The sequence below is a fragment of the Mesonia aquimarina genome, assembly GCF_003667275.1.
GTDB lineage: Bacteria > Bacteroidota > Bacteroidia > Flavobacteriales > Flavobacteriaceae > Mesonia > Mesonia aquimarina.
In genome coordinates, this window is sequence record NZ_RCNV01000001.1 from 445,196 (window position 1) to 466,744 (window position 21,549).

22 protein-coding genes are annotated in these 21,549 nt (G+C 33.2%); 7 read left to right on the plus strand and 15 right to left on the minus strand.

The window, feature by feature from the left end; genetic code table 11:
- Positions 1-12 precede the first annotated feature (12 nt).
- The 14 genes from D9R05_RS02185 to D9R05_RS02250 all read right to left on the minus strand — a co-directional run bounded on the left by D9R05_RS02185 (position 13) and on the right by D9R05_RS02250 (position 14,459).
- A complete protein-coding gene (locus D9R05_RS02185; RefSeq protein ID WP_121665572.1) occupies positions 13-831 on the minus strand; it encodes an enoyl-ACP reductase FabI in 819 nt (272 codons plus the stop codon).
- Between the two features lie 48 nt (positions 832-879).
- Positions 880-2,532, minus strand: coding sequence for a DNA repair protein RecN (gene recN, locus D9R05_RS02190; RefSeq protein ID WP_121665573.1), 1,653 nt, complete (start codon positions 2,530-2,532; stop codon positions 880-882).
- A gap of 68 nt (positions 2,533-2,600) precedes the next feature.
- The gene (gene porD / locus D9R05_RS02195; protein WP_121665574.1) at positions 2,601-3,491 is read right to left on the minus strand and encodes a type IX secretion system protein PorD; all 891 of its coding nucleotides are present in this window, start codon (positions 3,489-3,491) and stop codon (positions 2,601-2,603) included.
- 24 nt (positions 3,492-3,515) lie between these two features.
- On the minus strand, positions 3,516-4,712 hold the full coding sequence (gene coaBC / locus D9R05_RS02200) for a bifunctional phosphopantothenoylcysteine decarboxylase/phosphopantothenate--cysteine ligase CoaBC (protein WP_121665575.1): 1,197 nt from the start codon (positions 4,710-4,712) through the stop codon (positions 3,516-3,518).
- A 2-nt stretch (positions 4,713-4,714) separates the two neighbouring features.
- Entirely contained in the window at positions 4,715-5,041 is a 327-nt protein-coding gene (locus D9R05_RS02205) for a DNA-directed RNA polymerase subunit omega (RefSeq protein ID WP_121665576.1), read from the minus strand.
- Between the two features lie 12 nt (positions 5,042-5,053).
- A complete protein-coding gene (locus D9R05_RS02210; RefSeq protein ID WP_240462899.1) occupies positions 5,054-5,866 on the minus strand; it encodes an outer membrane protein assembly factor BamD in 813 nt (270 codons plus the stop codon).
- 111 nt (positions 5,867-5,977) lie between these two features.
- Entirely contained in the window at positions 5,978-6,859 is an 882-nt protein-coding gene (gene dapA, locus D9R05_RS02215; protein ID WP_121665578.1) for a 4-hydroxy-tetrahydrodipicolinate synthase, read from the minus strand.
- A gap of 4 nt (positions 6,860-6,863) precedes the next feature.
- Positions 6,864-7,373, minus strand: coding sequence for a DUF6913 domain-containing protein (locus D9R05_RS02220; RefSeq protein WP_121665579.1), 510 nt, complete (start codon positions 7,371-7,373; stop codon positions 6,864-6,866).
- Positions 7,374-7,607: 234 nt separating this feature from the next.
- The gene (locus tag D9R05_RS02225) at positions 7,608-9,479 is read right to left on the minus strand and encodes a M61 family metallopeptidase (protein WP_121665580.1); all 1,872 of its coding nucleotides are present in this window, start codon (positions 9,477-9,479) and stop codon (positions 7,608-7,610) included.
- A gap of 140 nt (positions 9,480-9,619) precedes the next feature.
- Complete coding sequence (ligA, locus tag D9R05_RS02230; RefSeq protein WP_121665581.1) at positions 9,620-11,614, minus strand: NAD-dependent DNA ligase LigA; 1,995 nt, start codon at positions 11,612-11,614, stop codon at positions 9,620-9,622.
- Positions 11,615-11,626: 12 nt separating this feature from the next.
- Complete coding sequence (locus D9R05_RS02235) at positions 11,627-12,307, minus strand: VOC family protein (protein WP_121665582.1); 681 nt, start codon at positions 12,305-12,307, stop codon at positions 11,627-11,629.
- Positions 12,308-12,480: 173 nt separating this feature from the next.
- Positions 12,481-13,089, minus strand: coding sequence for an LOG family protein (locus D9R05_RS02240; protein ID WP_121665583.1), 609 nt, complete (start codon positions 13,087-13,089; stop codon positions 12,481-12,483).
- A 25-nt stretch (positions 13,090-13,114) separates the two neighbouring features.
- Positions 13,115-13,972: a peptide chain release factor N(5)-glutamine methyltransferase gene (gene prmC / locus D9R05_RS02245; RefSeq protein ID WP_121665584.1), complete on the minus strand. Its 858-nt coding sequence runs from the start codon at positions 13,970-13,972 to the stop codon at positions 13,115-13,117.
- Position 13,973: 1 nt separating this feature from the next.
- Positions 13,974-14,459 carry a GNAT family N-acetyltransferase gene (locus D9R05_RS02250; RefSeq protein ID WP_121665585.1) on the minus strand — a complete coding sequence of 162 codons (486 nt, stop codon included), beginning with the start codon at positions 14,457-14,459 and terminating at the stop codon, positions 13,974-13,976.
- Positions 14,460-14,511: 52 nt separating this feature from the next.
- Here D9R05_RS02250 and ribD point away from each other — a divergent pair, with 52 nt between their 5' ends.
- The 4 genes from ribD to D9R05_RS02270 are packed head-to-tail and all read left to right on the plus strand — an operon-like array spanning position 14,512 to position 17,630.
- On the plus strand, positions 14,512-15,552 hold the full coding sequence (gene ribD / locus D9R05_RS02255; protein ID WP_121665825.1) for a bifunctional diaminohydroxyphosphoribosylaminopyrimidine deaminase/5-amino-6-(5-phosphoribosylamino)uracil reductase RibD: 1,041 nt from the start codon (positions 14,512-14,514) through the stop codon (positions 15,550-15,552).
- Positions 15,545-16,153 carry an HAD family hydrolase gene (locus D9R05_RS02260; protein WP_121665586.1) on the plus strand — a complete coding sequence of 203 codons (609 nt, stop codon included), beginning with the start codon at positions 15,545-15,547 and terminating at the stop codon, positions 16,151-16,153. Before ribD ends, D9R05_RS02260 begins: the two co-directional genes overlap by 8 nt.
- A complete protein-coding gene (locus tag D9R05_RS02265; RefSeq protein WP_121665587.1) occupies positions 16,150-17,019 on the plus strand; it encodes an EamA family transporter in 870 nt (289 codons plus the stop codon). Before D9R05_RS02260 ends, D9R05_RS02265 begins: the two co-directional genes overlap by 4 nt.
- Before the next feature lie 2 nt (positions 17,020-17,021).
- Positions 17,022-17,630, plus strand: a complete 609-nt coding sequence (locus D9R05_RS02270; RefSeq protein WP_121665588.1) for an IMPACT family protein — start codon at positions 17,022-17,024, stop codon at positions 17,628-17,630.
- 1 nt (position 17,631) lies between these two features.
- On the opposite strand, the gene D9R05_RS02275 is transcribed toward D9R05_RS02270, so the two are convergent.
- Complete coding sequence (locus D9R05_RS02275; RefSeq protein WP_121665589.1) at positions 17,632-18,030, minus strand: acyl-CoA thioesterase; 399 nt, start codon at positions 18,028-18,030, stop codon at positions 17,632-17,634.
- Between the two features lie 213 nt (positions 18,031-18,243).
- Here D9R05_RS02275 and dnaA point away from each other — a divergent pair, with 213 nt between their 5' ends.
- From dnaA to D9R05_RS02290, 3 genes are read left to right on the plus strand one after another with little or no spacing between them, the layout of a single operon-like run.
- Positions 18,244-19,671 (plus strand): chromosomal replication initiator protein DnaA, encoded by a 1,428-nt coding sequence (dnaA, locus tag D9R05_RS02280; protein ID WP_121665590.1) that lies wholly within the window; start codon positions 18,244-18,246, stop codon positions 19,669-19,671.
- A gap of 1 nt (position 19,672) precedes the next feature.
- On the plus strand, positions 19,673-20,128 hold the full coding sequence (locus D9R05_RS02285) for a low molecular weight protein-tyrosine-phosphatase (RefSeq protein WP_121665591.1): 456 nt from the start codon (positions 19,673-19,675) through the stop codon (positions 20,126-20,128).
- 49 nt (positions 20,129-20,177) lie between these two features.
- Entirely contained in the window at positions 20,178-21,548 is a 1,371-nt protein-coding gene (locus D9R05_RS02290; protein ID WP_121665592.1) for a PQQ-dependent sugar dehydrogenase, read from the plus strand.
- Position 21,549: the final 1 nt, after the last annotated feature.

The window sequence follows — 21,549 nt, forward strand, 5'->3', positions numbered from 1 at the left end:
ATTTTAAAATTTTTACTTTTCTTTAACGAAACTTTCCATTACTTTTTGACTGACACCCATATTTGAGAATCCACCATCATTATATAAGTTTTGTAAAGTAACTTTTCTTGTTAAATCTGAAAATAGTGTTAAGGTATAATCTGCGCATTCTTGAGCGGTTGCATTTCCTAGCGGTGACATTTCATCTGCATAGGCTATAAAACCATCAAAACCTTTTACGCCTTGCCCTGCGGTTGTTGGAGTTGGTGATTGAGAAATCGTATTTACACGTACTTTTTTCTCGCTTCCGAAAAAATAACCAAAACTTCTGGCAATCGATTCCAAATACGCTTTATTGTCTGCCATGTCATTATAATCTGGGAATACACGTTGCGCAGCCATGTAAGTTAAAGCTACAATACTTCCCCATTCGTTCATGGCATCTTTTTTATATAATACTTGCATTGTTTTATGAAAAGAAACTGCAGATACATCCCATCCCTTTTCGGTGTAAGCGTAATTCATATCCGTGTAATGATTTCCTTTTCTTACATTAACAGACATTCCTATAGAATGCAAAACAAAATCAAGCTTACCTCCTAAAATTTCTGTTGCTTTTTCTACTAAATTTTCTAAATCTTCAACTTTAGTTGCATCTGCTGGAATAATCTCTGCTCCGGTTTTTTCTGCCAGTTTTTTTATAGAACCCATACGCATTGCTATTGGCGCGTTGGTTAATACAAATTTTCCGCCTTCTTCAAAAACGCGTTCTGCTGTTTTCCAGGCAATAGAATTTTCATCTAATGCTCCAAAAATTATTCCTCTTTTTCCTTTTAATAGGTTGTAAGCCATAGTTGTTTGTTTAGTGAATTTTGATGGGTAAAGATAAGAAAACAAATCTTAGTTTAACAATGCTTTTGCATGGGCAATTGCTGAATTAGATTTTTGCTTTCCTCCTAACATTTCTGCTAATTCTTCTACTCGATCGTTTTCTTTTAAAATGCTAATATTTGTGGTCGTACTTTTTTTATCTGCTTGCTTAAATACTTTTAAATGCTGATTCCCTTTTGCGGCAATTTGCGGTAAATGTGTAATTGCAATAACTTGCATTTCTTGTCCCATTTTATACATTATGGTTCCCATTTTTTGAGCAATATCTCCAGAGACTCCGGTATCAATTTCATCAAAAATAATGCTTGGTAGTTTTTTATAGGTTGCTAAAATACTTTTTATAGCCAGTGTAATCCTAGAAAGCTCTCCTCCACTAGCTGCCTTTTTTAAGCTATTAAAATTTCCTCCCTTATTGGCAGCCAATTTCCATTCCATACTATCGGCACCTAGAAGGCTGAATTCTTTAGTAAATGAAATCTCTATTTGCAAACGTGCTTCTGGCATACCAACTTGCTCTAATAATTGCTCTACTTTTTTTACAAAAGTTGGAATTGCTTTTTTACGGTGTTGAAATACTTTTTCTGCTTTTGCTAAAGCAACTTTTTGTGCTCTATCAATTTCTTGGTGTAGTTTTTCTAAACTTGCTTCTGCATTTGCTGAAGTTTCTACTTTTTCGGTTAATTCTTGCTGAAGACGTATTAAATCTGCTACATTGTCGGTTTGATGTTTTTGTTGAAGCTGATACAGTTTTTGCAATTTTTCGTTTATAATTTCTAAACGCTGCGGATCGTCTTCTACTTGATCCTGCAAACGCTCTACTTCTACCGAAACATCTTCTAATTCTACCAAACTACTTTGCACACGTTCATAAAGCATCTCATAATCTTTACCGAAACTTTCTATGTGTTGAAGTCTATTTGTTATGGTCTGCAAACTTTCCAAAACGCCGATTTCCTCTTGTTGAAATTGATAAAGTGAACCGGAAAGATTTTCTTTCAATAATTCTACATTATTTAAGGCTTGAAATTCTGCTTCTAAGTCTTCTTGCATTCCTACCTCAAGTTCAGCTTCTTCTAATTCCTTCAGTAGAAAAAGATTGTAATCATAGTTTGCTTGCGCTTCTTTTTGTTCAATCTTTAAAGCTTCTAGCTTTTTTTGTAGGTCTTGATAATTATGATAAGCTACTGTATAAGCCTTTAAATTTTCTTGATTATTTCCCAAAGCATCTATTACCTTATATTGATAAGAAGAATCTCCAATAAATAAGGTTTCGTGTTGGCTATGAATATCTACCAATTGATTTCCTAAGGTTGCTAATTTTTGTAAGGTAACTGGTGTATCATTTACAAAAGCACGTGATTTTCCAGAAGGAAGAATTTCTCTTCTAATTATACTTTGCTCTTCATAATCTAAATCTTGAACATTAAAGAGTTCTCGAAGTGCATAATTTTTAATATCAAAAACTCCTTCAACAACGCATTTCCTATCGGTATTTCTTATACTACTTAAATCTGCTCGCTTTCCTAATAGTAAGGATAGAGCACCTAAAAGAATAGATTTTCCTGCACCGGTTTCTCCTGTAATAGTTGTGAAGTTATTTTCTAATTGAATGTGAACATCTTCAATTAGTGCAAAGTTTTTTATGGTTAATGAAGTTAGCAATTTCCCTTAATTTTTAGGGTAAATATACGGGGTAATTTTTTGCTTTCCACAAAACTTAAACAGAAAAATTAATAACTAATTTCTGCCCATTGTTTGCTATAAAGTGGTGCTATACTATTTAAGTTGTTTACCACTTCTTTTATAGAAACTGAAGGTCCTCCGCTAAAAATTTGTTTAACCTCATTGGATTTAGCATCAAAAAAAGTACGCAATAAAATTGAGTTTGGTCTAGAATTATTTACTTCTCTCAGTAATTGAATACTTTCTACAATTTTATTCTTTGCTAATTCTGGATCTTTATGAAATACATCTAAACCTTCACGATGATAGATATACAGAGCTTCCCTATATTTTGAAAAGCTATTTGATAATAAATCAGAATTTATCCTGAAACGAGAATTATTTCCGTCGCTTGCGCGCCATCCTTTTTTATTACTTTGTTGCGCAGTGTTTACAATTTGTCGTGCTTCTTCGTGATATTTTTGTCCGCCTTGTAAAGCAAACGTATCTGCATCTAGGCCCAAAATAGTATACATGTAAAAACTGATTCCTGAAACTAAGTTTGATGAATATGTATTCGGGTTGTAATCTAGCGGTTGAAATTCTGTATAGTTAAAATTAAACTGGTTATCCTTAAAATTAAAAACAGGCGTACTTGCTGATGAACCAAAAATTGGTCGCGAAGATTGAATTTGTATAGTTGCTGTAAAATTATTCGAATCAAAATCGGTTACATTAATAAATATATTACAGTTAATTTTTTCATGATCATCTAAATTTAACTGCGTCCAATTGGCATCATTTATAAATTCCTGCAGAGAAGTTTCTAAGGTTTTAAAAATAGAAAGTTTTGTATTTCCAGTTTGTTGTGCTTCTACGGTTACTTGGCAATTTATTTCTTGCGCCTGAACTGAAAAAAAACTGATAAAAGCAATTACTAAAACTAAAAATCTCTTCATTATATTTCTATTTAAAAAACTAATTTACAAAACTCGGGCCACAATCTCATTTATAATTTCTACGGCTACTTCTTTTTTTGATTGTAACGGAATATCTTTAATCGTATTTTTACTAATAAGTTTTACTTTATTGGTATCGGTTTTAAATCCAGCGCCTTTATCATTTAAAGAGTTTAAAACGATAAAATCTAAATTCTTTTTTTCTAATTTTCCTTTAGCATGTTCTAGTTCATTTTCGGTTTCTAAAGCAAAACCTACTAAAAACTGATTCGTTTTTTTTGCACCGAGTGTTTTTAAAATATCGGTTGTTTTTTCAAGCGCTAAAGTTAAGGTAGCATCAGATTTTTTCATTTTCTGATCTGCCACTTTTTTTGGTTTATAATCTGAAACTGCAGCAGCTGCGATTAGGACATCTATTGATGAAAAATATTGATCAGCCTCAGTAAACATTTCTTCAGCAGAATTTACTCGAATCAATTTAACAGCTTTATTAGAAATACCTAAAGATGTTGGTCCGCTAATTAAAATTACTTCAGCACCTTGATTAGCTGCTTCTTCTGCTAAAGCAAAACCCATTTTTCCGCTAGAATGATTTCCTATAAAACGTACAGGATCTATCGCTTCGTATGTGGGGCCTGCTGTAATTAAAACTTTCTTATTAAAAAGCGGTGCGTTTTGTTGAAGATGGTTTTCAATAAAAGTTACAATCTCTTCTGGCTCTGCCATTCTTCCTTCGCCATGTAAACCGCTTGCTAATTCTCCTGAACCCACAGGAATTACAGTGTTTCCAAAAGACTCTAATTTTTTAATACTAGATTTTGTGGAAGGATGTTTATACATATCCAAATCCATAGCGGGAGCAAAATAAACCGGACATTTTGCCGATAAATATGTAGCCAAAAGAAAATTATCGCTATGGCCACTCGCCATTTTAGAAAGTGTATTGGCGGTAGCCGGGGCAATTAGCATATAGTCTGCCCAAAGACCTAATTCTACGTGATTATTCCAAAGTTCATTTTCTTCTTCAGTGAAAGAGGAAATTACTTCGTTTTTTGAAAGTGTAGAAAGACTTAGAGGCGTTACAAATTGTTTTGCCTCTGGCGTCATAATTACTTTAACTTCTGCGCCTGCTTTTATAAACAAGCGCACAAGATAAGTAGTTTTGTAAGCGGCAATACCCGCGGTGATACCCAACAGTATTTTCTTGCCGCTTAATATCATGTTTACTCTTCAGAGGTTTTGGTATCTCTGTAATAGATTTTATTCTCTAACCATTCTTGCACGGCTAATGCTTGCGGTTTAGGTAAACGCTCGTAAAATTTAGAAACTTCTATTTGCTCCTTATTTTCGAAGATTTCGTCTAAACTATCGTTATAGGTAGCAAACTCATCTAATTTCTCTAGCAATTCCTTTTTAATTTCTGTATTAATTTGGCTTGCTCTTTTAGATACGATAGAGATTGCTTCGTAAATATTATCGGTTGGTGCATCAACCAAATTTTTGTCGATTGTTGTTGTGCTTACCGGTGCTTCTGTATTCTTTAAATCCATAACCTATATAACTTAAAAGTTCTTTAAACGTTGATTGATATCTGCTGAAATTTCATTGGCTTTTTCTGCGTGCTCGCCTTCAGCATAGTATTTTTGATAATCTTCATAATATTCTTTGGCTTCTTGCAAACGCTCTTTCACCAAATAACGATAGCTGTTAATCGCTAATAAATAAGCTGAATCCAGCTTATAAAAATATGCCGGCTCCATATATTTTGATCCGGGATTTGCCTCAATAAAATTCTCCATTGCAGAAATACTTGCCTTATAATCTTCAATATGATGAAACTGCTTAGCGATCTTGTAGGCTTTCTTTTCTAGCTTTTCTCGCAATTCGGCAACTAAAGTATTTGCTTCAGCAACATATTCTCCATCAGGATAAGTGGCAATATAATTTTGAAACCTATCTATTGCTTTATAGGTTTCTGTTTGATCTAGTGAATACCGTGGAGAAACATTGTAATAACTCTTAGCCGATTTGAATGCTGCTTCACTTACTTTTTCACTAGTTGGATAGGCTTTTGTAAAACGCTCAAATTGATATTGTGAACTAAAATAATCGCCTAATTGAAAATAATTATCTGCATAAATATATGAGATTTTTTCTCCTTGAGGCGTTCCGCGATACTGTGGTAAAATTTGCTCTAATAAACGAAGAGATTTTGTGAATCGGTTATTCTTACCGGTTTCCATTCCTTCTTCATAAAGCTTTACCGCCATATCATATTTTGGTTTTACGTCTTCATTTTTTAAAACTTTTTGATATTCGCCACAGCTTGTTATCAAAAGCATCAATAAAACTAAAACACTAAACTTTCTCTTCATAGTAAAAAACATCTGGCAAAAATACTGTATTCTATTGTATTATAAAAACAAAACCTTATTTGCTTTTAAAACGTTCTACAGTTTAAATTCGTATATAAAATTAATTTTGATTTACTTTTCTAACGAAGCTATAAAACTTTTTAACTCTTCACTTAAATTATTACTGGCTTTTACTAAAGGTAATCTAACTTGATCTTCCGCTAAACCTAAATGTTTAAAAACAGTTTTTATGCCGGCAGGATTTCCTTCTGCAAAAATTAAATCTATTGCCGGAGCAATTTTATAATGAATTTTATAAGCTTCATCTACTTTTCTTTCTAATCCTAATTTCACCATGCTTGAAAATTCCTTTGGAAATCCTTCAGCAATCACAGAAATCACTCCTGCTCCACCGGCTAAAACCATCGGCAACGTAATCATATCATCACCAGAAATCACTAAAAAGTCTTCTGGGGTTTGTGCAATCATTTTCATGGCTTGATCTATATCTCCTGCAGCTTCTTTTATTCCGACAATATTGCTGCAATCTTTAGCTAATCTTGCTACGGTTTCCGGTAACATATTAGATCCTGTTCTACCGGGTACGTTATACAAAATGACGGGTAGCGGAGAAGCATGTGACACTTTTTTAAAATGCTGATAAATTCCTTCTTGGCTTGGTTTGCTGTAATATGGCGAAACCGAAAGAATTGCTTCAAAACCATCAGTATCTTCTTCTTGCACTTGCTGTTCTACAGCTGCTGTATTATTACCGCCAATTCCTAAAACTAGAGGAACTCTTCCATTAGTTTCCTCTACAATTGTACGCTTAACAATACTCCTTTCATCAGTAGTTAAGGTTGCATATTCTCCTGTAGTTCCTAACACTACAATGTAATCTACGCCATTATCAATTTGAAAATTAACCAACTTTTTTAAAGCTGAAATATCTACTGAAAAATCTTCTTTAAATGGGGTTATTAATGCAACTCCGGTTCCTATTAATGTTTTCATTTTTTTAGGGGTTTATTACTGATAAATATTTTTTTAATTCGTTTAAAAACTGCTGCCAATTTTTTGGATTTTCTTTAATATCTAAATCGTTTAACCGATTTTCTTCTATAGGAAAACCTATTTTTAAATTTGCTTGTATTGAAGCACTTAAAAGCAACAATTCTAAATTTATTTCAGAAAAATAATTGATTAATAAATCATATTTTTTTTGTTGAAATAAACGGACTTCACTTTCCTTTTTAAAAGTACCATTTAACGTTAACTCTTTTTTGCTAAAAAAAGAAATCTGCGGATTTTTTGTAACTTCTTTTGAAGCTGAAAATATCATAAAAAATAATTGCTCCTTTTTTATATTTAAAGTCTTTGCGAAAGCTGAATGATCTAAAAAATCAAATTCCGTTTGTGATAAAATCACGCCAACTTTTTTCAATTCCTTCACACTAGAAGGACGATGATTTGCAAGACTTTGTTGCACTATTTTTCTTGAATAATATTTTTTTAAAGGGTTTTGCATTATTTTTTCTTACAAAAGCGCAAATGTACATTTTATACATCGATTTTAATAATCAATTTTCAAGCTTGTGCTTTTTTAGAAAACTACCCCAAGGCAAGCTCACGAAGCAATCGTTGAAAATAAATTTTTAATTTAAATGCAAGCCTCGGAATTTTAGACCCTTTTTCTGTGGCAATAAAAAAAGCCGGCGAAAATTTCACCGGCTCTTAGAATATTCATTATTAAAATTTCAGCTTAACTTTTTAACCAAGCTTTTCTTAATTGTACTCTTTTATCTGTTTCTGGTAAATCCATTTCTTGCAAGCTATCTTGCATTGTTGTTGGCTTCTTAGCAGTTGCAGAAACTTCCATTTCTTCTCCATCACGCTCAATAGTCATTTTCACTTCATCACCATCTTTCCAAGCTTGCGAAGTCATTATAAGCGCATAAGCGTTATCTAAAGTATACTTTGTTCCGTTAATCGACTTGATAACATCGCCTGCTTGTACTCCTAAATCTTTTAAAAATGAATTGTAGGTAATTCCTTCTCTAAAATACAATTGATTAGTTTCCGGTTTTCCATCTATATATGGATCTTGTCCATTTAAAAAATAACCGGTATTAATTTCTATTTCTTTTTTCTCAATTCCCACTTTAGCAAAAAACTTTTCGTAAGGAATTGGTGTTGTTCCGCTAACATAGGTGTCAAAAAATGTTTGAATTTCAGGATAGGTTAAATCTACAATTGCCGGAATTAATTTTTCGTCATCAAAAGGTTTGTCTTTTCCATATTTTTGACTCAATTTTTTCATTAAGTCTAAAATTCCCATTTTTCCGTCGCTTAATTCTCGTAAACGAATATCTAAAGTCATCCCGATTAGAGCACCTTTTAGATAAACATTATAGTAACTATCTTCATATTTTTCATCTAAAATATTTTCGCTCATTACAGTAAATGGCATGGTGTCATCAAACTGTTTAGACGAGGTTATTTTATCAGAAATTCTATCGTAAAACATCTGGTTATCAATCAAGCCTTGATTTACCTGAAATAAATTCGCAAAATATTCAGTTACGCCTTCATACATCCAAAGGTGTTGCGACATTTCCGGATTGTTATAATCAAAATAATGCACTTCTTTAGAGTGAACACTTAGTGGCGTTATAATATGAAAAAACTCATGTGAAACTACATCTTTCATCGTTTCATTTAACTGTGCCAATTGCATACTTTCCGGTAGAACTACGGTAGTTGACGTGTGGTGTTCTAAAGCTCCGAAACCTCTGGCATCCGGATTTTGAACATCAGATAAATACAATAAAATTGCATAAACATTTGTATTGTCAATCTCTCCTAAAAATTGCTTTTGCGCTTGCAACATTTCTTGCAAATTAGATCTAATATCTTCTACCGAATAAGCTTTATTAGGAGAATAAACACTTAATTCTACACGCATTCCTTCTAATTGAAAGCTTGTAGTATCTGGCTTTGCATACATTATTGGATGATCGGTTACTTGAAAATACCGATTAACAGAAAATTCATCTGTAGTATAATCTGCCGAAGCATCTTCCGCTGGAACATTTACACTGTTTAAAGAAGTTCCTGCTATTAAGTCTTTTGGATGCTTGATTAATAATTTATAAGGTTTTTCTGACATTCCATCAAAATAACCTACAAAACCATGCAAGTTTAGCATAAAGTTTTCTCCTTTTGCGATATTGGTTCCCGCCGGAGAAAAAACTCCTTTTTCACCTTCCATATCGTAAGAATCATTTACCCAATAGGTAACTTTATCTAATGCTGTTGCATTGGTAATTTTCCAAGAATTTTCGTCAACTTGAGTAACGTTAAGCTCATTTCCGTCGTAATCTATCGCTTTTAAATCATCAATAAAAGCTCCGTAATTATCTGTGGAATAGGTTCCCGGAACTGTTTTCGGAATATAAAATGTAGTTTCTGAGCTAGTAAATTTACCCGGATCTACACTCACCATGACTTTGTCATCTTCTACATTCACTAAATCTAAATTAGCGATTATCAAGTCGCTATCGCCAGTTTGTTGCGTAGATTTACATCCGATTAAGGAAAGTGCTAACACAGCACCATACATAATTTTCTTCATGAAATTGATTTTAATAAGATTGGTCTAAAAACTTAAAATTTGTTACAATTTTTGCTGCACCAAAGTTAAGAAAACTTAAAGCTTGAATTTATTTTTAGCAGGAATTAACGTTATTTTGACTAAAAACAATCCATTAAAACTTAACCTATCATCCACAAAAAATCTGCTTCAGAAATAATTGTTGTTCCTACTTTCTCGGCTTTTGCTAATTTACTCGGTCCCATATTCTCACCGGCGACTAAATAAGTTGTTTTTGCTGAAATTGATCCCGTAACTTTTCCGCCGTTATCTTCAATTAATTTCTTGAGTTCTTTTCTGGAAACTCGCTCAAAAACACCGGAAATTACAAATGTATTTCCTGCCAGTTTATCTGTTTGTCCGGCTAAGTCTTCTTCAGAAATTTGCAGTTGCAATCCGTAATTTTTCAACCGCTCAATTAATTTTCTATTTTTCTCGATGCTGAAAAAATCGACTACACTTTCGGCAATTTTTTCTCCGATTTCATCTACATTTTCTAAATCTTCTTGATTCGCGTTTTCAATCGTTTCAATGGTTTTGTAATGTTTGGCAAGCTTTTTAGCAACGGTTTCGCCGACATAGCGAATTCCTAAAGCGAATAAAACACGCTCAAATGGAATTTCTTTTGATTGCTGAATTCCGTTAATTAAATTTTCAGCTGATTTTTCTGCCATTCGCTCTAATGGAAGAATTTGCTCTTTTTTTAATTCATATAAATCAGCATAATTTTCGATCAATTTTACATTGACTAATAAGGCAACCGTTCCACCACCTAAACCTTCAATATCCATTGCTTTCCGCGAAATAAAATGCTGAATTCTACCAATAATTTGTGGCGGACAACCCGTAGCATTTAAACAATAATGTTGAGCTTCGCCATCATTTCTAACCAATTCTGTATCGCATTCAGGACAAGTTTCAATATAGTTTGTGGGTTCAGAATTTGGATCGCGTTCTTTAAAATCTACACCGATAATCTTCGGAATAATTTCGCCGCCTTTTTCAACAAAAACGGTATCGCCTTCTCGAACGTCCAGTTTTTCAATCTGGTCGGCATTATGCAAAGAAGCCCGTTTTACAACCGTTCCGGCTAATTGTACCGGTTTTAAATTTGCCACTGGCGTAATTGCTCCTGTTCTACCGACTTGATACGTGATTTTCTCTAAAATAGTGGAAACTTGTTCGGCTTTAAATTTATACGCCATCGCCCAACGTGGCGATTTTGCGGTGAATCCTAATTCTTCTTGTTGCTGTAAATTATTCACTTTTACCACTACGCCATCAGTTTCGTAAGGTAAATCGTGCCGATGCTCGTCCCAATAATTTACATATGCCATAACTTCATCGGTTGTTTTTGCCAATTCTGCTTCTGGCGGCACTTTAAACCCCCATTCTCTGGCTTTTTGCAATCCTTCATATTGCGTAGAAAATGGTAAATTTTCCCCCGCTAAACTATACAATAAACAATCGAGCGGACGCTTGGCAGCTTCAGCACTATCTTGTAATTTTAAACTTCCTGAAGCTGTATTTCTAGGATTTGCGTAAGGTTCTTCGCCTTGCTCTACGCGTTCTGCATTCATTTTTGCAAAACCTTCGTAAGGCAATACAATTTCCCCGCGAATATCGAAACGTTGCGGAAAATCTCCTTTCAATTTTAACGGAACCGAACGAATGGTTTTTACATTATTGGTCACATCATCACCTTGAATTCCATCGCCACGAGTTACTGCTTTTACCAATTCGCCATTTTCATAGGTTAAACTAATGGAAGCGCCATCATATTTTAATTCGCAGGTATAATTTACTTCGCCATCGACTAATTTTTTAATTCTAATTTCCCAATCTTCCAGCTCTTCTTTTGAATATGAATTAGAAAGCGAATACATTCGATAATCGTGAACTACGGTTTCAAAGTTTTTTGTTACTGCTCCGCCAACCCGTAATGTTGGAGAATTTGCATCATAAAATTCGGGATGTTTGTCTTCAAGTTCCTGTAATTCTTTCAACTTCATATCGAAATCGTAATCAGAAATTTCAGGCTGATCTAACACATAATAGTTATAATTATGCTCTTGTAATTCTTCGCGAAGGGAAATTATTTTTTGTTCGATATTCATAAAAGTAAATAGCTAGCAAATAGTTAAGTTGTTATTTTTAAAGGAAAATTGATGTGTATTTTTTGCTTGTTCAAATTGAAGTTGAAATGGAGAAGTAAAAGCTTTATCATTCGTTGGAAACCAATCTTTTTTATTTTTGTTGATCGTAATAATTAAACCTTCATCGTCGCCAATAGCACAAAATTTTTCGAAATCGCCGCTGTATTTTTTTAGTTGAAAATTATCAGCTAAAAAGTTAAAAGAAGATTGAACTTCATCGGTAGCCAAACCGATTTCTGCGATGCCTAAAATTTGATTAGAATCGAATTTATCATGCTGAACTTGATTCCGTATCTCATCAAAAAGCTTTTCTCTCGAAATGAATTCTAAAATATTAAAATCTTTGTCATAAAAGTAAGTCGATTTGGCATTCCAACTGCTGAAATCGATAATTTCATCATCTTTAAAAGATTGAATTTCCACGCGCTTTTTTAACCAATTTACCGATTCTTCAATTTTTTGCGGCGGAATGTGAAACGCAATATGATAAGGCGTAAATTCTGATGATTTTTCTAAAATTAATTTTGAATAACCTACGGTAATTTCAACTTCCGTTTCACTTATTTTTTGAATTGGAAGTTCGAGCACTTCTCTAAAAAACCGAAGTTGTTCTGAAAAATTTTTACTTTTTATATGTAGTTTTTTAATTCTCATAAATGTTTTAACCTTGAATTTCTCATCTTAAAGACGCCTCTAGAAATTCGGTTTTCTACAACCTGAACTTGTTTCAGGTTCTCATAAGGACTTCGTTATTCAGTTAATGAGATTCTGTTCCGATAGCTATCGAAATAAATTCAGAATGACATTTTTTTTAATATGCACACAAATTAGGTCTGTTCTTCAGTCATCCATTTTGGTTTTTCAAGCGGCTCAAATTCGTGCATTTTTTTAATTAAATCTTCAATTTCATCTGAAACTACAAGCAATTCCATATTTTCAGGATTCAGCAAACCTTTGGTCATCATGGTATTCATCATCGATAACAAGTCGTTATAATAACCTTCGCAGTTCAATAAACCGATTGGCTTTTGGTGCAACCCTAATTGCGCCCAAGTTAAAATTTCAAAAAATTCTTCAAACGTTCCAAAACCGCCGGGAAGCATAATAAATCCATCGCTAATTTCGTGCATTTTCAGCTTCCGTTCGTGCATATCTTTTGTGGTGATTAGTTCGGTTAAACCATTATGCACAATTTCTTTTCGCTTCAAAAAATCGGGAATTACTCCAAATACAATTCCGTCGTTTTCTAACGCGCCTTTAGCTACCTGTCCCATTAAACCAAGTTTGCTTCCGCCGTAAACAAGATCAATATTTTTTTTAGCTAAAGATTTTCCTAACTTATAGGATTGCTGATAAATAAATTCATCATTGCCTTCGCTACTGGCACAAAAAACCGCAATACTTTTAATATATTTTTCTGAAGAAGATGCACTCATATTTTAAAATTTTATCTCTATAAAATTACAAACTTGCTTTACACATTCTATAATTTTTGTAAATATCTTTTTTCAGTTCAATTTGCTGAAAACCTTCTTTTTGCAATAATTCTTTTAATTCTTCAGCTAAATATTGATTGATTTCAAAATATAAAGTGCCGTTTTTTGTCAATGATTTTTTAGTCAACTGCGCAATTTTCCTATAAAATAGTAACGGATCTTCATTATCTACATATAAGGCGATTTCCGGTTCATAATCGAGCACATTTTTCTGCATTTGCTCTTTTTCCAGATTTCTAACATATGGCGGATTGGAAACAATTACTTCATATTTTTCAGCTAATTTTTCTGTTGCCAAAATATCTTGCTGAAAAAATACTACAGAAACTTTATTGATTTTCGCATTCAATTTTGCCGTTTCTATCGCTTTCGCAGAAATATCTATCGAACTCACTTTTGTCTTCGGAAGTTCTTTTGCCAAACTAATCGGGATGCAACCACTTCCGGTACCAATATCTAAAATCTTGAATGTTGAATTTTTTTTGGTTATTTTTTTTACATCTTGAATGATCCACTCGATTAACTCTTCGGTTTCGGGTCTTGGAATTAACACATTTCGATTCACTTTAAACGGAAGTCCGTAAAATTCGGTATTCCCTATTATATATTGAATCGGCTCGTGATTTTTTAATCGTTCTATCGCTTCAAAAAAAAGTTCCTTATTTTTTTTAGTAATTTTTTCATTGGGATTTAAAGCCACTTCTAAGCGATTCATTTTTAAATAAGCTTCGCTCAGCAAATAAAAAAACGATTCAATTTCCGTGGAAGGATACGTTTTTTGTAACGCATTTATAAACTCCATTTTTAATTGATTCAACTGCATTTTATAAGTCTTTTAGCATCCAAACCGTACACGAAAAATGCCCGGTCGTTCCCATTCTATAATCAATTTCTTTAAATCCACTTTTAAGATATAATTTTTGCGCTGCTTTCATCGTCGGTAAAGTTTCTAAATAGCATTTTTCATAAGAATTTTCTCTAGCAAAATGTAAACAAACGTCCATCATTTTTGCGCCAATTCCGCGACCGCGTGCTTCGGCAGAAAAATACATTTTTTGCAATTCGCAAACCGATTTTTCTTCTCCGGCTAGCGGAGCAATTCCGGCAGCACCAATTATTTTCTCACTTTCTTCTACTACAAAATATTCCATTCGCGCTGCTTGATAGGTTTCAAACATTATATCGAGCGTTTTATCTTCATAAGCCGTACCTACTTTTGGAGCGCCATTTTCTACCAAAACTTCACGAATCATCTTGGCTACAAACGGATTATCTTCTTTTTTTATCGGTCGTATAATTGGGTTGTTCATTGTAGAATATTCATGCTATTTTTGACCTCAAACAGGCTTTTAAACTTTGAGCGTGAAAATACACGAAAAATATATAAATAGGTGCATTCAGCTGGCGAAAAACGCTGTAGGAAAAACCTACCCGAATCCGTTGGTGGGGAGTGTACTAGTTTATAAAAATGAAATTATTGGTGAAGGTTGGCATCAACAAGCCGGAAAACCGCACGCAGAAGTTAATGCGATTAATTCGGTTGAAAATAAAAAACTCCTCAAAAAAGCGACTATTTATGTGAGTTTAGAACCGTGTAGCCATTTTGGAAAAACGCCGCCGTGTAGCGATTTAATTATTGAAAAAGGAATTAAAAAAGTAGTAATCGGAACGATGGATCCGTTTGCAAAAGTTGCCGGACGCGGAATTCAAAAATTAATGAATGCGGGTTGCGAAGTTGTTTTGGGCGTTTTAGAAAAAGAATGCCAAGAATTAAACAAACGTTTTTTTACGTTTCATCAAAAAAAGCGCCCTTATATTATTTTAAAATGGGCGCAAACCAAAGACGGTTTTATTGCTCCGCTTCAGCAAAATGAGCGAAAACCGGTATGGATTTCTAATGAAAAAAGTAAGCAGTTAGTCCACAAATGGCGTTCAGAAGAACAAGCAATTTTAGTGGGAACAAATACGGCGATAAAAGACAATCCGAAATTGAATACGCGATTAGTGGAAGGTAAAAATCCGACGAGAATTGCAATCGATCGGAGTCTGAAAATCCCTAAAAATTCGTATTTATTTGATGGTTCAATTCCAACAATAATAATTACTGAAAATAGTTCGGCTAAAAATCAAGAAAACCTGACTTTTATCTCAATTGATTTTAAAGAAAATATTCCGCAGCAAATTTGTGATCACTTATATCAGCAAGAATTGCAATCGCTAATTATTGAAGGTGGTCAACAAACTTTGCAAAGTTTTATCGATAAAAATTTATGGGATGAAGCACGCGTTTTTACGGGGTCAACTTTTTTAGAAGAAGGAATTAAAGCGCCAACTTTTGTCGGAAATAAAATTTCTTCGGAAGAAATTGGCGATAATAATTTAAGTATTTATAAAAATGATTAAAACCTTACTTTTTGATTTTGGCGATGTTTTTTTAACGCTAGACAAATCGGCAACAGTGCGAAAACTTCAAGAATTAGGATTGACTTCTTTTTCTGAAGAAATGCTGAAGCAAAATCAGTTGTACGAAATTGGTAAAATTTCTTCCGAAGAATTTATTTCATTTTATAAAGAAAAACTTCCGGAAACGGCTTCAGAAAAATTAGAAAAAGCTTGGAATGCGATTTTAGTGGAATTACCCGAAAAACGTTTGCGATTTTTACAACAACTTGCATCAGAAAAAAAGTACCAATTAATTTTATTGAGCAACACGAACGAACTTCATATAAATTGGGTGAAAGAAAATGTGGGAGAATTTGAAAATTTCAAAAAATGCTTTGAGGCTTTTTACCTTTCACATGAAATAAATTTCAGAAAACCGAATGCCGATATTTATGAATTTATTTTAGAAAAACACGATTTAAAACCACAAGAAATTTTATTTATTGACGATACTAAAGAAAACACTGAAGCGGCAAAAACATTAGGATTTCGTACGTGGAATATCAATCCGCAAACCGAAGACGTTGTTGATTTATTCACTAAAAAAGCACATTTATTTTGATTTATCTTTTACTCAGCATTTTGTCTTCGAGCATGATTTATGTGGTTTTTAAATTGCTCGACAATTTTAAAATCAACACGCTTTACGCGATTATTATAAACTACCTAACTGCTTGTGTTGCCGGAGTTATAATGTACAAAAAACAACCTAGTATTCAGGAAATAACAAATCATTCTTGGTTTATTGGGGCACTGATTTTGGGTGTATTATTTATTACGGTTTTCAATTTAATGGCAAAAACAACTCAAAAAAGTGGACTTTCAGTAGTTTCTGTTGCTAGTAAAATGAGCGTTGCCATCCCAATAGTTTTTGTCATTTTTTATTATGATGAACCCACAGGAATTTTAAAAATTGTAGGAATAATTTTAGCCCTAGTTGCTGTTTATTTAGCTTCGGTTAAAACTAAAAGAGGAATTAAAATTGAAAAGAAAGATCTTATTTTTCCATTATTGGTTTTTGTAGGTAGTGGAATTATAGAAACGCTAATTAAATTCTTAGAAGAAAATCATGTGGCCGAGACCGATGTAGCTTTATTTTCTATTGGTTTATTTATGTGTGCTGCTTTTGTAGGAATTATAGCAGGTATTATTCAGTTTTTTAAAAATAAAGTGAAATTCACCTATAAAGAATTACTGGGCGGAATTGCCTTAGGAATACCAAATTATTATTCCATTTACTTTTTTATTTACGCACTACGTAGCTCGCTAGACAGTTCTAGTGTATTTATCATTAATAATGTGGCCATTGTTATGCTTTCTACATTTTTAGGGATTATATTTTTTAAAGAAAAAATACTCAGAAAAAATTGGATTGGCATTGCGCTGGCAGTTGTAAGTATTATTTTAGTGGCTTATACAACATATTAAGTTTGGAGAAAGACGTTTACAAAACCATTTTAAAACCCGGTGAAGAAGGACTTTTTAAAGACCGTGGAAGTAAGTTTTTCGGTTATGCCTTTCCGGTAAAAAATGAAGAAGAAATAAATCAATTTATAGAAGAATTAAAAACAAAACATCATAAAGCACGCCACTGGTGTTACGCTTGGCAATTAGGAAAGCGCTATCAACATTACCGCGCAAATGATGACGGCGAACCTTCAAATTCTGCAGGAATGCCAATTTACGGTCAGTTGCAATCGTTTGAAGTTACCAATATTTTAGTGGTTGTAGTTCGTTATTTCGGTGGAACAAAATTAGGCGTTGGCGGTTTAATAAATGCTTACCGAACCGGTGCACAATTGGCGTTGGAAAATTCAAAAATTGTAACCAAAACTATTGATAACGAATATAAAATCACCTTCGATTATCCAAATATGAATAAAGTGATGCGGGTTTTGAAAGAAAAAAATCTAAACGTGCTAAAACAAGAATTCCTAATTGATTGTAAAATTTTTATTTCCGTTCGCGAAAATGAAGCAGAATCGATCTACGATATTTTTGATTCTATTTACGGCGTAAAAATTGAAGAAGTAGAGTAAACTACATTCCTAAAGCTTCTAAAATATATTTAGGACATTTTGTTGGCTTTTTTGTTTTCATATCAGCAAACACCAAAACCGTAGATGCAGTCGTCAATAATTTTTGATGTTGATTGTAAATTTTATAGCTAAATTCAATTTTAACATTAGGTATATTTTTTAGGGTAGTTTCTATGGTCAAAATATCATCAAAATGCGCTGGGCGCTTAAACTTGAAGGACATTTTATAAACCGGAAGCATCACGCCTTTTTCTTCCATTCCTTTATAAGAAACACCAAACTGTTCCATCCACTCAATTCTTGCTAACTCCAAGTATTGTGCGTAATTGCCGTGGTGTACAACGCCCATTTGATCGGTTTCCGCATAACGGACGCGTAAAGTTGAAGAATAGCTTTTCATGAGATTTTTAAAGTTTTTTTGAATTAGATTTTGTAAGTTTATTCAGATTTTAAGTATGAGAAAAAAAAAGGATAAATTCAATACCTAATCTGTTTTTTTATTACCTTTTTTGTTCACATATTTGTTTCTCCAAAAATGAAAGTGGTTTAATTTTTTAAGCAGTTCATTTTCAATATTTTTTTAATAATCAACAAAGTAAATTATCAATTCATTATGGGTAAAACTGCTGAATCAGTTTGGGTAAATTGTCTTTCTTTTATTGAAGACAACATCACTCCACAAGCCTACAAAACATGGTTTGAACCTATTAAAGCAGTAAAACTCACCGATAGTGCATTGAGTATACAAGTGCCTTCTAAGTTTTTTTACGAATGGTTAGAAGAACACTATGTTAAATTACTAAAGGTTTCGCTTACGCGAGAATTAGGTGAAAAAGCTAAATTGGTTTATGTTATCAAAATGGAAAACACTTATGGTAACAAACAACCTTTCACTGAAAAAATACCAAGTGCTCAACGGAGCAATGTTTCTTCGCAAGAAGTAGATGTACCTTTAAAAAATAAAAGTCCTGAGCTTAAAAATCCATTTATAATTCCAGGAATTAGAAATGTAAAAATTGATTCACAACTTAATCCAAATTATAGTTTTGACAATTTCTTAGAAGGAGATTCTAACCGTTTAGCGCGTTCTGCCGGACAAGCAGTTTCTAACAAACCGGGTGGAACTTCTTTTAATCCACTACTGATTTTTGGTGGTGTTGGTTTGGGAAAAACACATTTAGCCCATGCGATTGGAGTTGAAATAAAAGATAAATATCCAGAAAAAACAGTTCTTTACATTTCCGCTGAAAAATTTACGCAACAATATATTGAGTCGGTAAAAAAGAATAATAGAAATGATTTTATTCATTTTTACCAAATTATAGATGTTTTAATTGTAGATGATATTCAGTTACTTTCTGGTAAGGCGGGCACACAAGATGTTTTTTTTCATATTTTTAATCACCTTCACCAAAACGGCAAGCAAGTTATTTTAACGAGTGACAAAGCGCCGGTAGATATGCAAGATATTGAACAGCGCCTGTTATCTCGATTTAAATGGGGCCTTTCAGCGGAATTACAACAACCTGATTTTGAAACTCGCATTTCTATTATTAAAAATAAGCTTTATCGTGATGGCGTAGAAATGCCTGAAGAAATCGTGGAATATTTGGCCAATAATATTAAAACAAACATCAGAGAATTAGAAGGTGCTATTATTTCTTTAATTGCTCATTCTTCTTTCAACAAAAAAGATATTACACTAGAACTGGCTAAAAAAATTGTAGAGAACTACGTAAAAAATACTAAGAAAGAAGTTTCTATAGAATATATTCAAAAAGTAGTGAGTGATTACTTCCAGATGGATGTAGATACGCTTCAATCTAAAACCAGAAAACGTCATATTGTTCAAGCTAGACAATTAGCTATGTTTTTTGCAAAAAAATTAACTAAAGCTTCGTTAGCCAGTATTGGTACCCAAATAGGTAAACGTGATCACGCTACTGTTTTACACGCTTGCAAAACTGTAACTAACTTATCTACAACAGATAAACAATTTAAAAAGTTTGTAGAAGATTTAAATAAAAAACTGACGCTTTAATATGAAGACGAAAGTGCTAATGGTTTGCTTAGGAAATATTTGCAGATCTCCCCTAGCCGAAGGATTATTAAAATCTAAAGTTGATCCAGAAAAAGTAGAAGTAGATTCTGCCGGAACATCAAATTATCATATTGGAGATCTCCCAGATGAGCGTTCTATTGTTACTGCCAAGAAACATGGTTTAGATATAACTGACCAAAGAGGAAGACAATTTTCTGTAGAAGATTTTGACAGCTTTGACTATATTTTTGTAATGGATAAATCTAATCACGCTGATATTTTAAGCCTTGCACGTACAGAAGAAGAAGGTAAAAAAGTTGATTTAATTTTAAATAAAATCTACCCGAACGAGCAAAAAGACGTACCCGACCCTTATTATGGTGGCGAGCATGGATTTGAAAATGTTTATCAAATGTTAGATCAAGCTACAGATATTATAGCGCAGGAAATCAAATAGTTAGATTTATTTTTTTGTATCTTTAAACAAACCTTAACCCTAAACAACCATGAAAAGATTATTGCTTTGTTTATTTGTTTTTTGCATTGGTGTAAGCCAAGCGCAAGAAGATGTTGACATCAGCTTAGTTGCTTCCGGATTCACAAGTCCGTTAAACATTCAAAATGCTGGTGATTCTAGACTTTTTATTGTGGAACAAGGAGGAACTATTCAAATCCTTACTGCAAATGGCTCGGTTAACGCTACTCCTTTCTTAGACATCTCTTCACAAATTTCTACCGGTGGAGAACGAGGTTTATTAGGTCTTGCTTTTCATCCAGATTACCAAACCAACGGTTTATTTTACGTGTATTATACAGATACTTCAGGCGATTCTGTGTTATCAGAATTTTCAGTTAATTTAGCAAATCAAGATCTCGCCGACGGTACATCAGAAAATATACTTTTAACCATTAGTCAACCTTTTGGCAACCATAATGGAGGGTGTATTGCTTTTGGACCTGACAATATGCTTTATGTTGCTGTTGGAGATGGCGGAAGTGGTGGAGATCCAAATGATAATGCTCAAAATTTAAATTCATTACTAGGTAAAATTTTACGTTTAGACGTAAACGCAGCAGCCCCTTATATACCGACAGACAATCCATTTGTAAATGACAATAATGCTTTAGATGAAATCTACGCTTATGGCGTAAGAAATCCTTGGAAATTCTCTTTTGACTCCGAAAATGGCGATTTATGGATTGCCGATGTAGGGCAAAATCAATTTGAAGAAATCAATAAAGTTAGTAATGCTGCTGGTGCAAATTTTGGTTGGCGTTGCTATGAAGCTTCAACGGTTTTTGACACTTCAGGAAATTGCCCACAGCAAAGTAGCCTTACGTTTCCGTTTGCAGAATATTCACATACAGCAACCGGAGTTAGTAGATGTTCGATTACTGGAGGTTATGTTTACAGAGGAACAGAGTTTACTAATTTGATTGGGAAGTATTTATTTGCTGATTTTTGCACGAATGAAATAGGAACAGTAGACAGCAATGGAAATATAACCTATTTTGGTCCATTTTCTAGCAATGGTTTTTCTTCTTTTGGAGAAGATATTAATGGAAATATATATGTGGCCGGCCTTGGAAGTGGAGATATTTATAAAATAATTGATAATAATTTGTCTATAAGTAATTCAGCTAGAATTAACTTGAAAATTTATCCAAACCCTGCGCAAAATCAATTAAATTTAAGCAGTAAATCAACGATAAGTAAAGTAGAGATCTTCTCGATTACGGGTAAAAAAATCGAAGAATTATCTCCCATAAAAAAAGAGATCCAAATTTCTTTACAAAACTTAGCTAACGGAAATTATTTTATTAAAATAACTGGAGAAAACAAACAACAATTCACCAAGCAATTTATAATCAATTAAA

What these genes read in the sequence shown, in the direction of transcription:
- porD (WP_121665574.1), bottom strand. Translation starts at nt 3,491, where the DNA reads ATGAAGAGATTTTTAGTTTTAGTAATTGCTTTTATCAGTTTTTTTTCA.
- D9R05_RS02185 (WP_121665572.1), bottom strand. Translation starts at nt 831, where the DNA reads ATGGCTTACAACCTATTAAAAGGAAAAAGAGGAATAATTTTTGGAGCA.
- D9R05_RS02210 (WP_240462899.1), bottom strand. Translation starts at nt 5,866, where the DNA reads ATGAAGAGAAAGTTTAGTGTTTTAGTTTTATTGATGCTTTTGATAACA.
- D9R05_RS02205 (WP_121665576.1), bottom strand. Translation starts at nt 5,041, where the DNA reads ATGGATTTAAAGAATACAGAAGCACCGGTAAGCACAACAACAATCGAC.
- prmC (WP_121665584.1), bottom strand. Translation starts at nt 13,972, where the DNA reads ATGCAGTTGAATCAATTAAAAATGGAGTTTATAAATGCGTTACAAAAA.
- D9R05_RS02285 (WP_121665591.1), top strand. Translation starts at nt 19,673, where the DNA reads ATGAAGACGAAAGTGCTAATGGTTTGCTTAGGAAATATTTGCAGATCT.
- D9R05_RS02235 (WP_121665582.1), bottom strand. Translation starts at nt 12,307, where the DNA reads ATGAGAATTAAAAAACTACATATAAAAAGTAAAAATTTTTCAGAACAA.
- ligA (WP_121665581.1), bottom strand. Translation starts at nt 11,614, where the DNA reads ATGAATATCGAACAAAAAATAATTTCCCTTCGCGAAGAATTACAAGAG.
- coaBC (WP_121665575.1), bottom strand. Translation starts at nt 4,712, where the DNA reads ATGATATTAAGCGGCAAGAAAATACTGTTGGGTATCACCGCGGGTATT.
- D9R05_RS02220 (WP_121665579.1), bottom strand. Translation starts at nt 7,373, where the DNA reads ATGCAAAACCCTTTAAAAAAATATTATTCAAGAAAAATAGTGCAACAA.
- D9R05_RS02250 (WP_121665585.1), bottom strand. Translation starts at nt 14,459, where the DNA reads ATGAACAACCCAATTATACGACCGATAAAAAAAGAAGATAATCCGTTT.
- D9R05_RS02260 (WP_121665586.1), top strand. Translation starts at nt 15,545, where the DNA reads ATGATTAAAACCTTACTTTTTGATTTTGGCGATGTTTTTTTAACGCTA.
- D9R05_RS02290 (WP_121665592.1), top strand. Translation starts at nt 20,178, where the DNA reads ATGAAAAGATTATTGCTTTGTTTATTTGTTTTTTGCATTGGTGTAAGC.
- D9R05_RS02225 (WP_121665580.1), bottom strand. Translation starts at nt 9,479, where the DNA reads ATGAAGAAAATTATGTATGGTGCTGTGTTAGCACTTTCCTTAATCGGA.
- D9R05_RS02275 (WP_121665589.1), bottom strand. Translation starts at nt 18,030, where the DNA reads ATGAAAAGCTATTCTTCAACTTTACGCGTCCGTTATGCGGAAACCGAT.
- dapA (WP_121665578.1), bottom strand. Translation starts at nt 6,859, where the DNA reads ATGAAAACATTAATAGGAACCGGAGTTGCATTAATAACCCCATTTAAA.
- dnaA (WP_121665590.1), top strand. Translation starts at nt 18,244, where the DNA reads ATGGGTAAAACTGCTGAATCAGTTTGGGTAAATTGTCTTTCTTTTATT.
- D9R05_RS02240 (WP_121665583.1), bottom strand. Translation starts at nt 13,089, where the DNA reads ATGAGTGCATCTTCTTCAGAAAAATATATTAAAAGTATTGCGGTTTTT.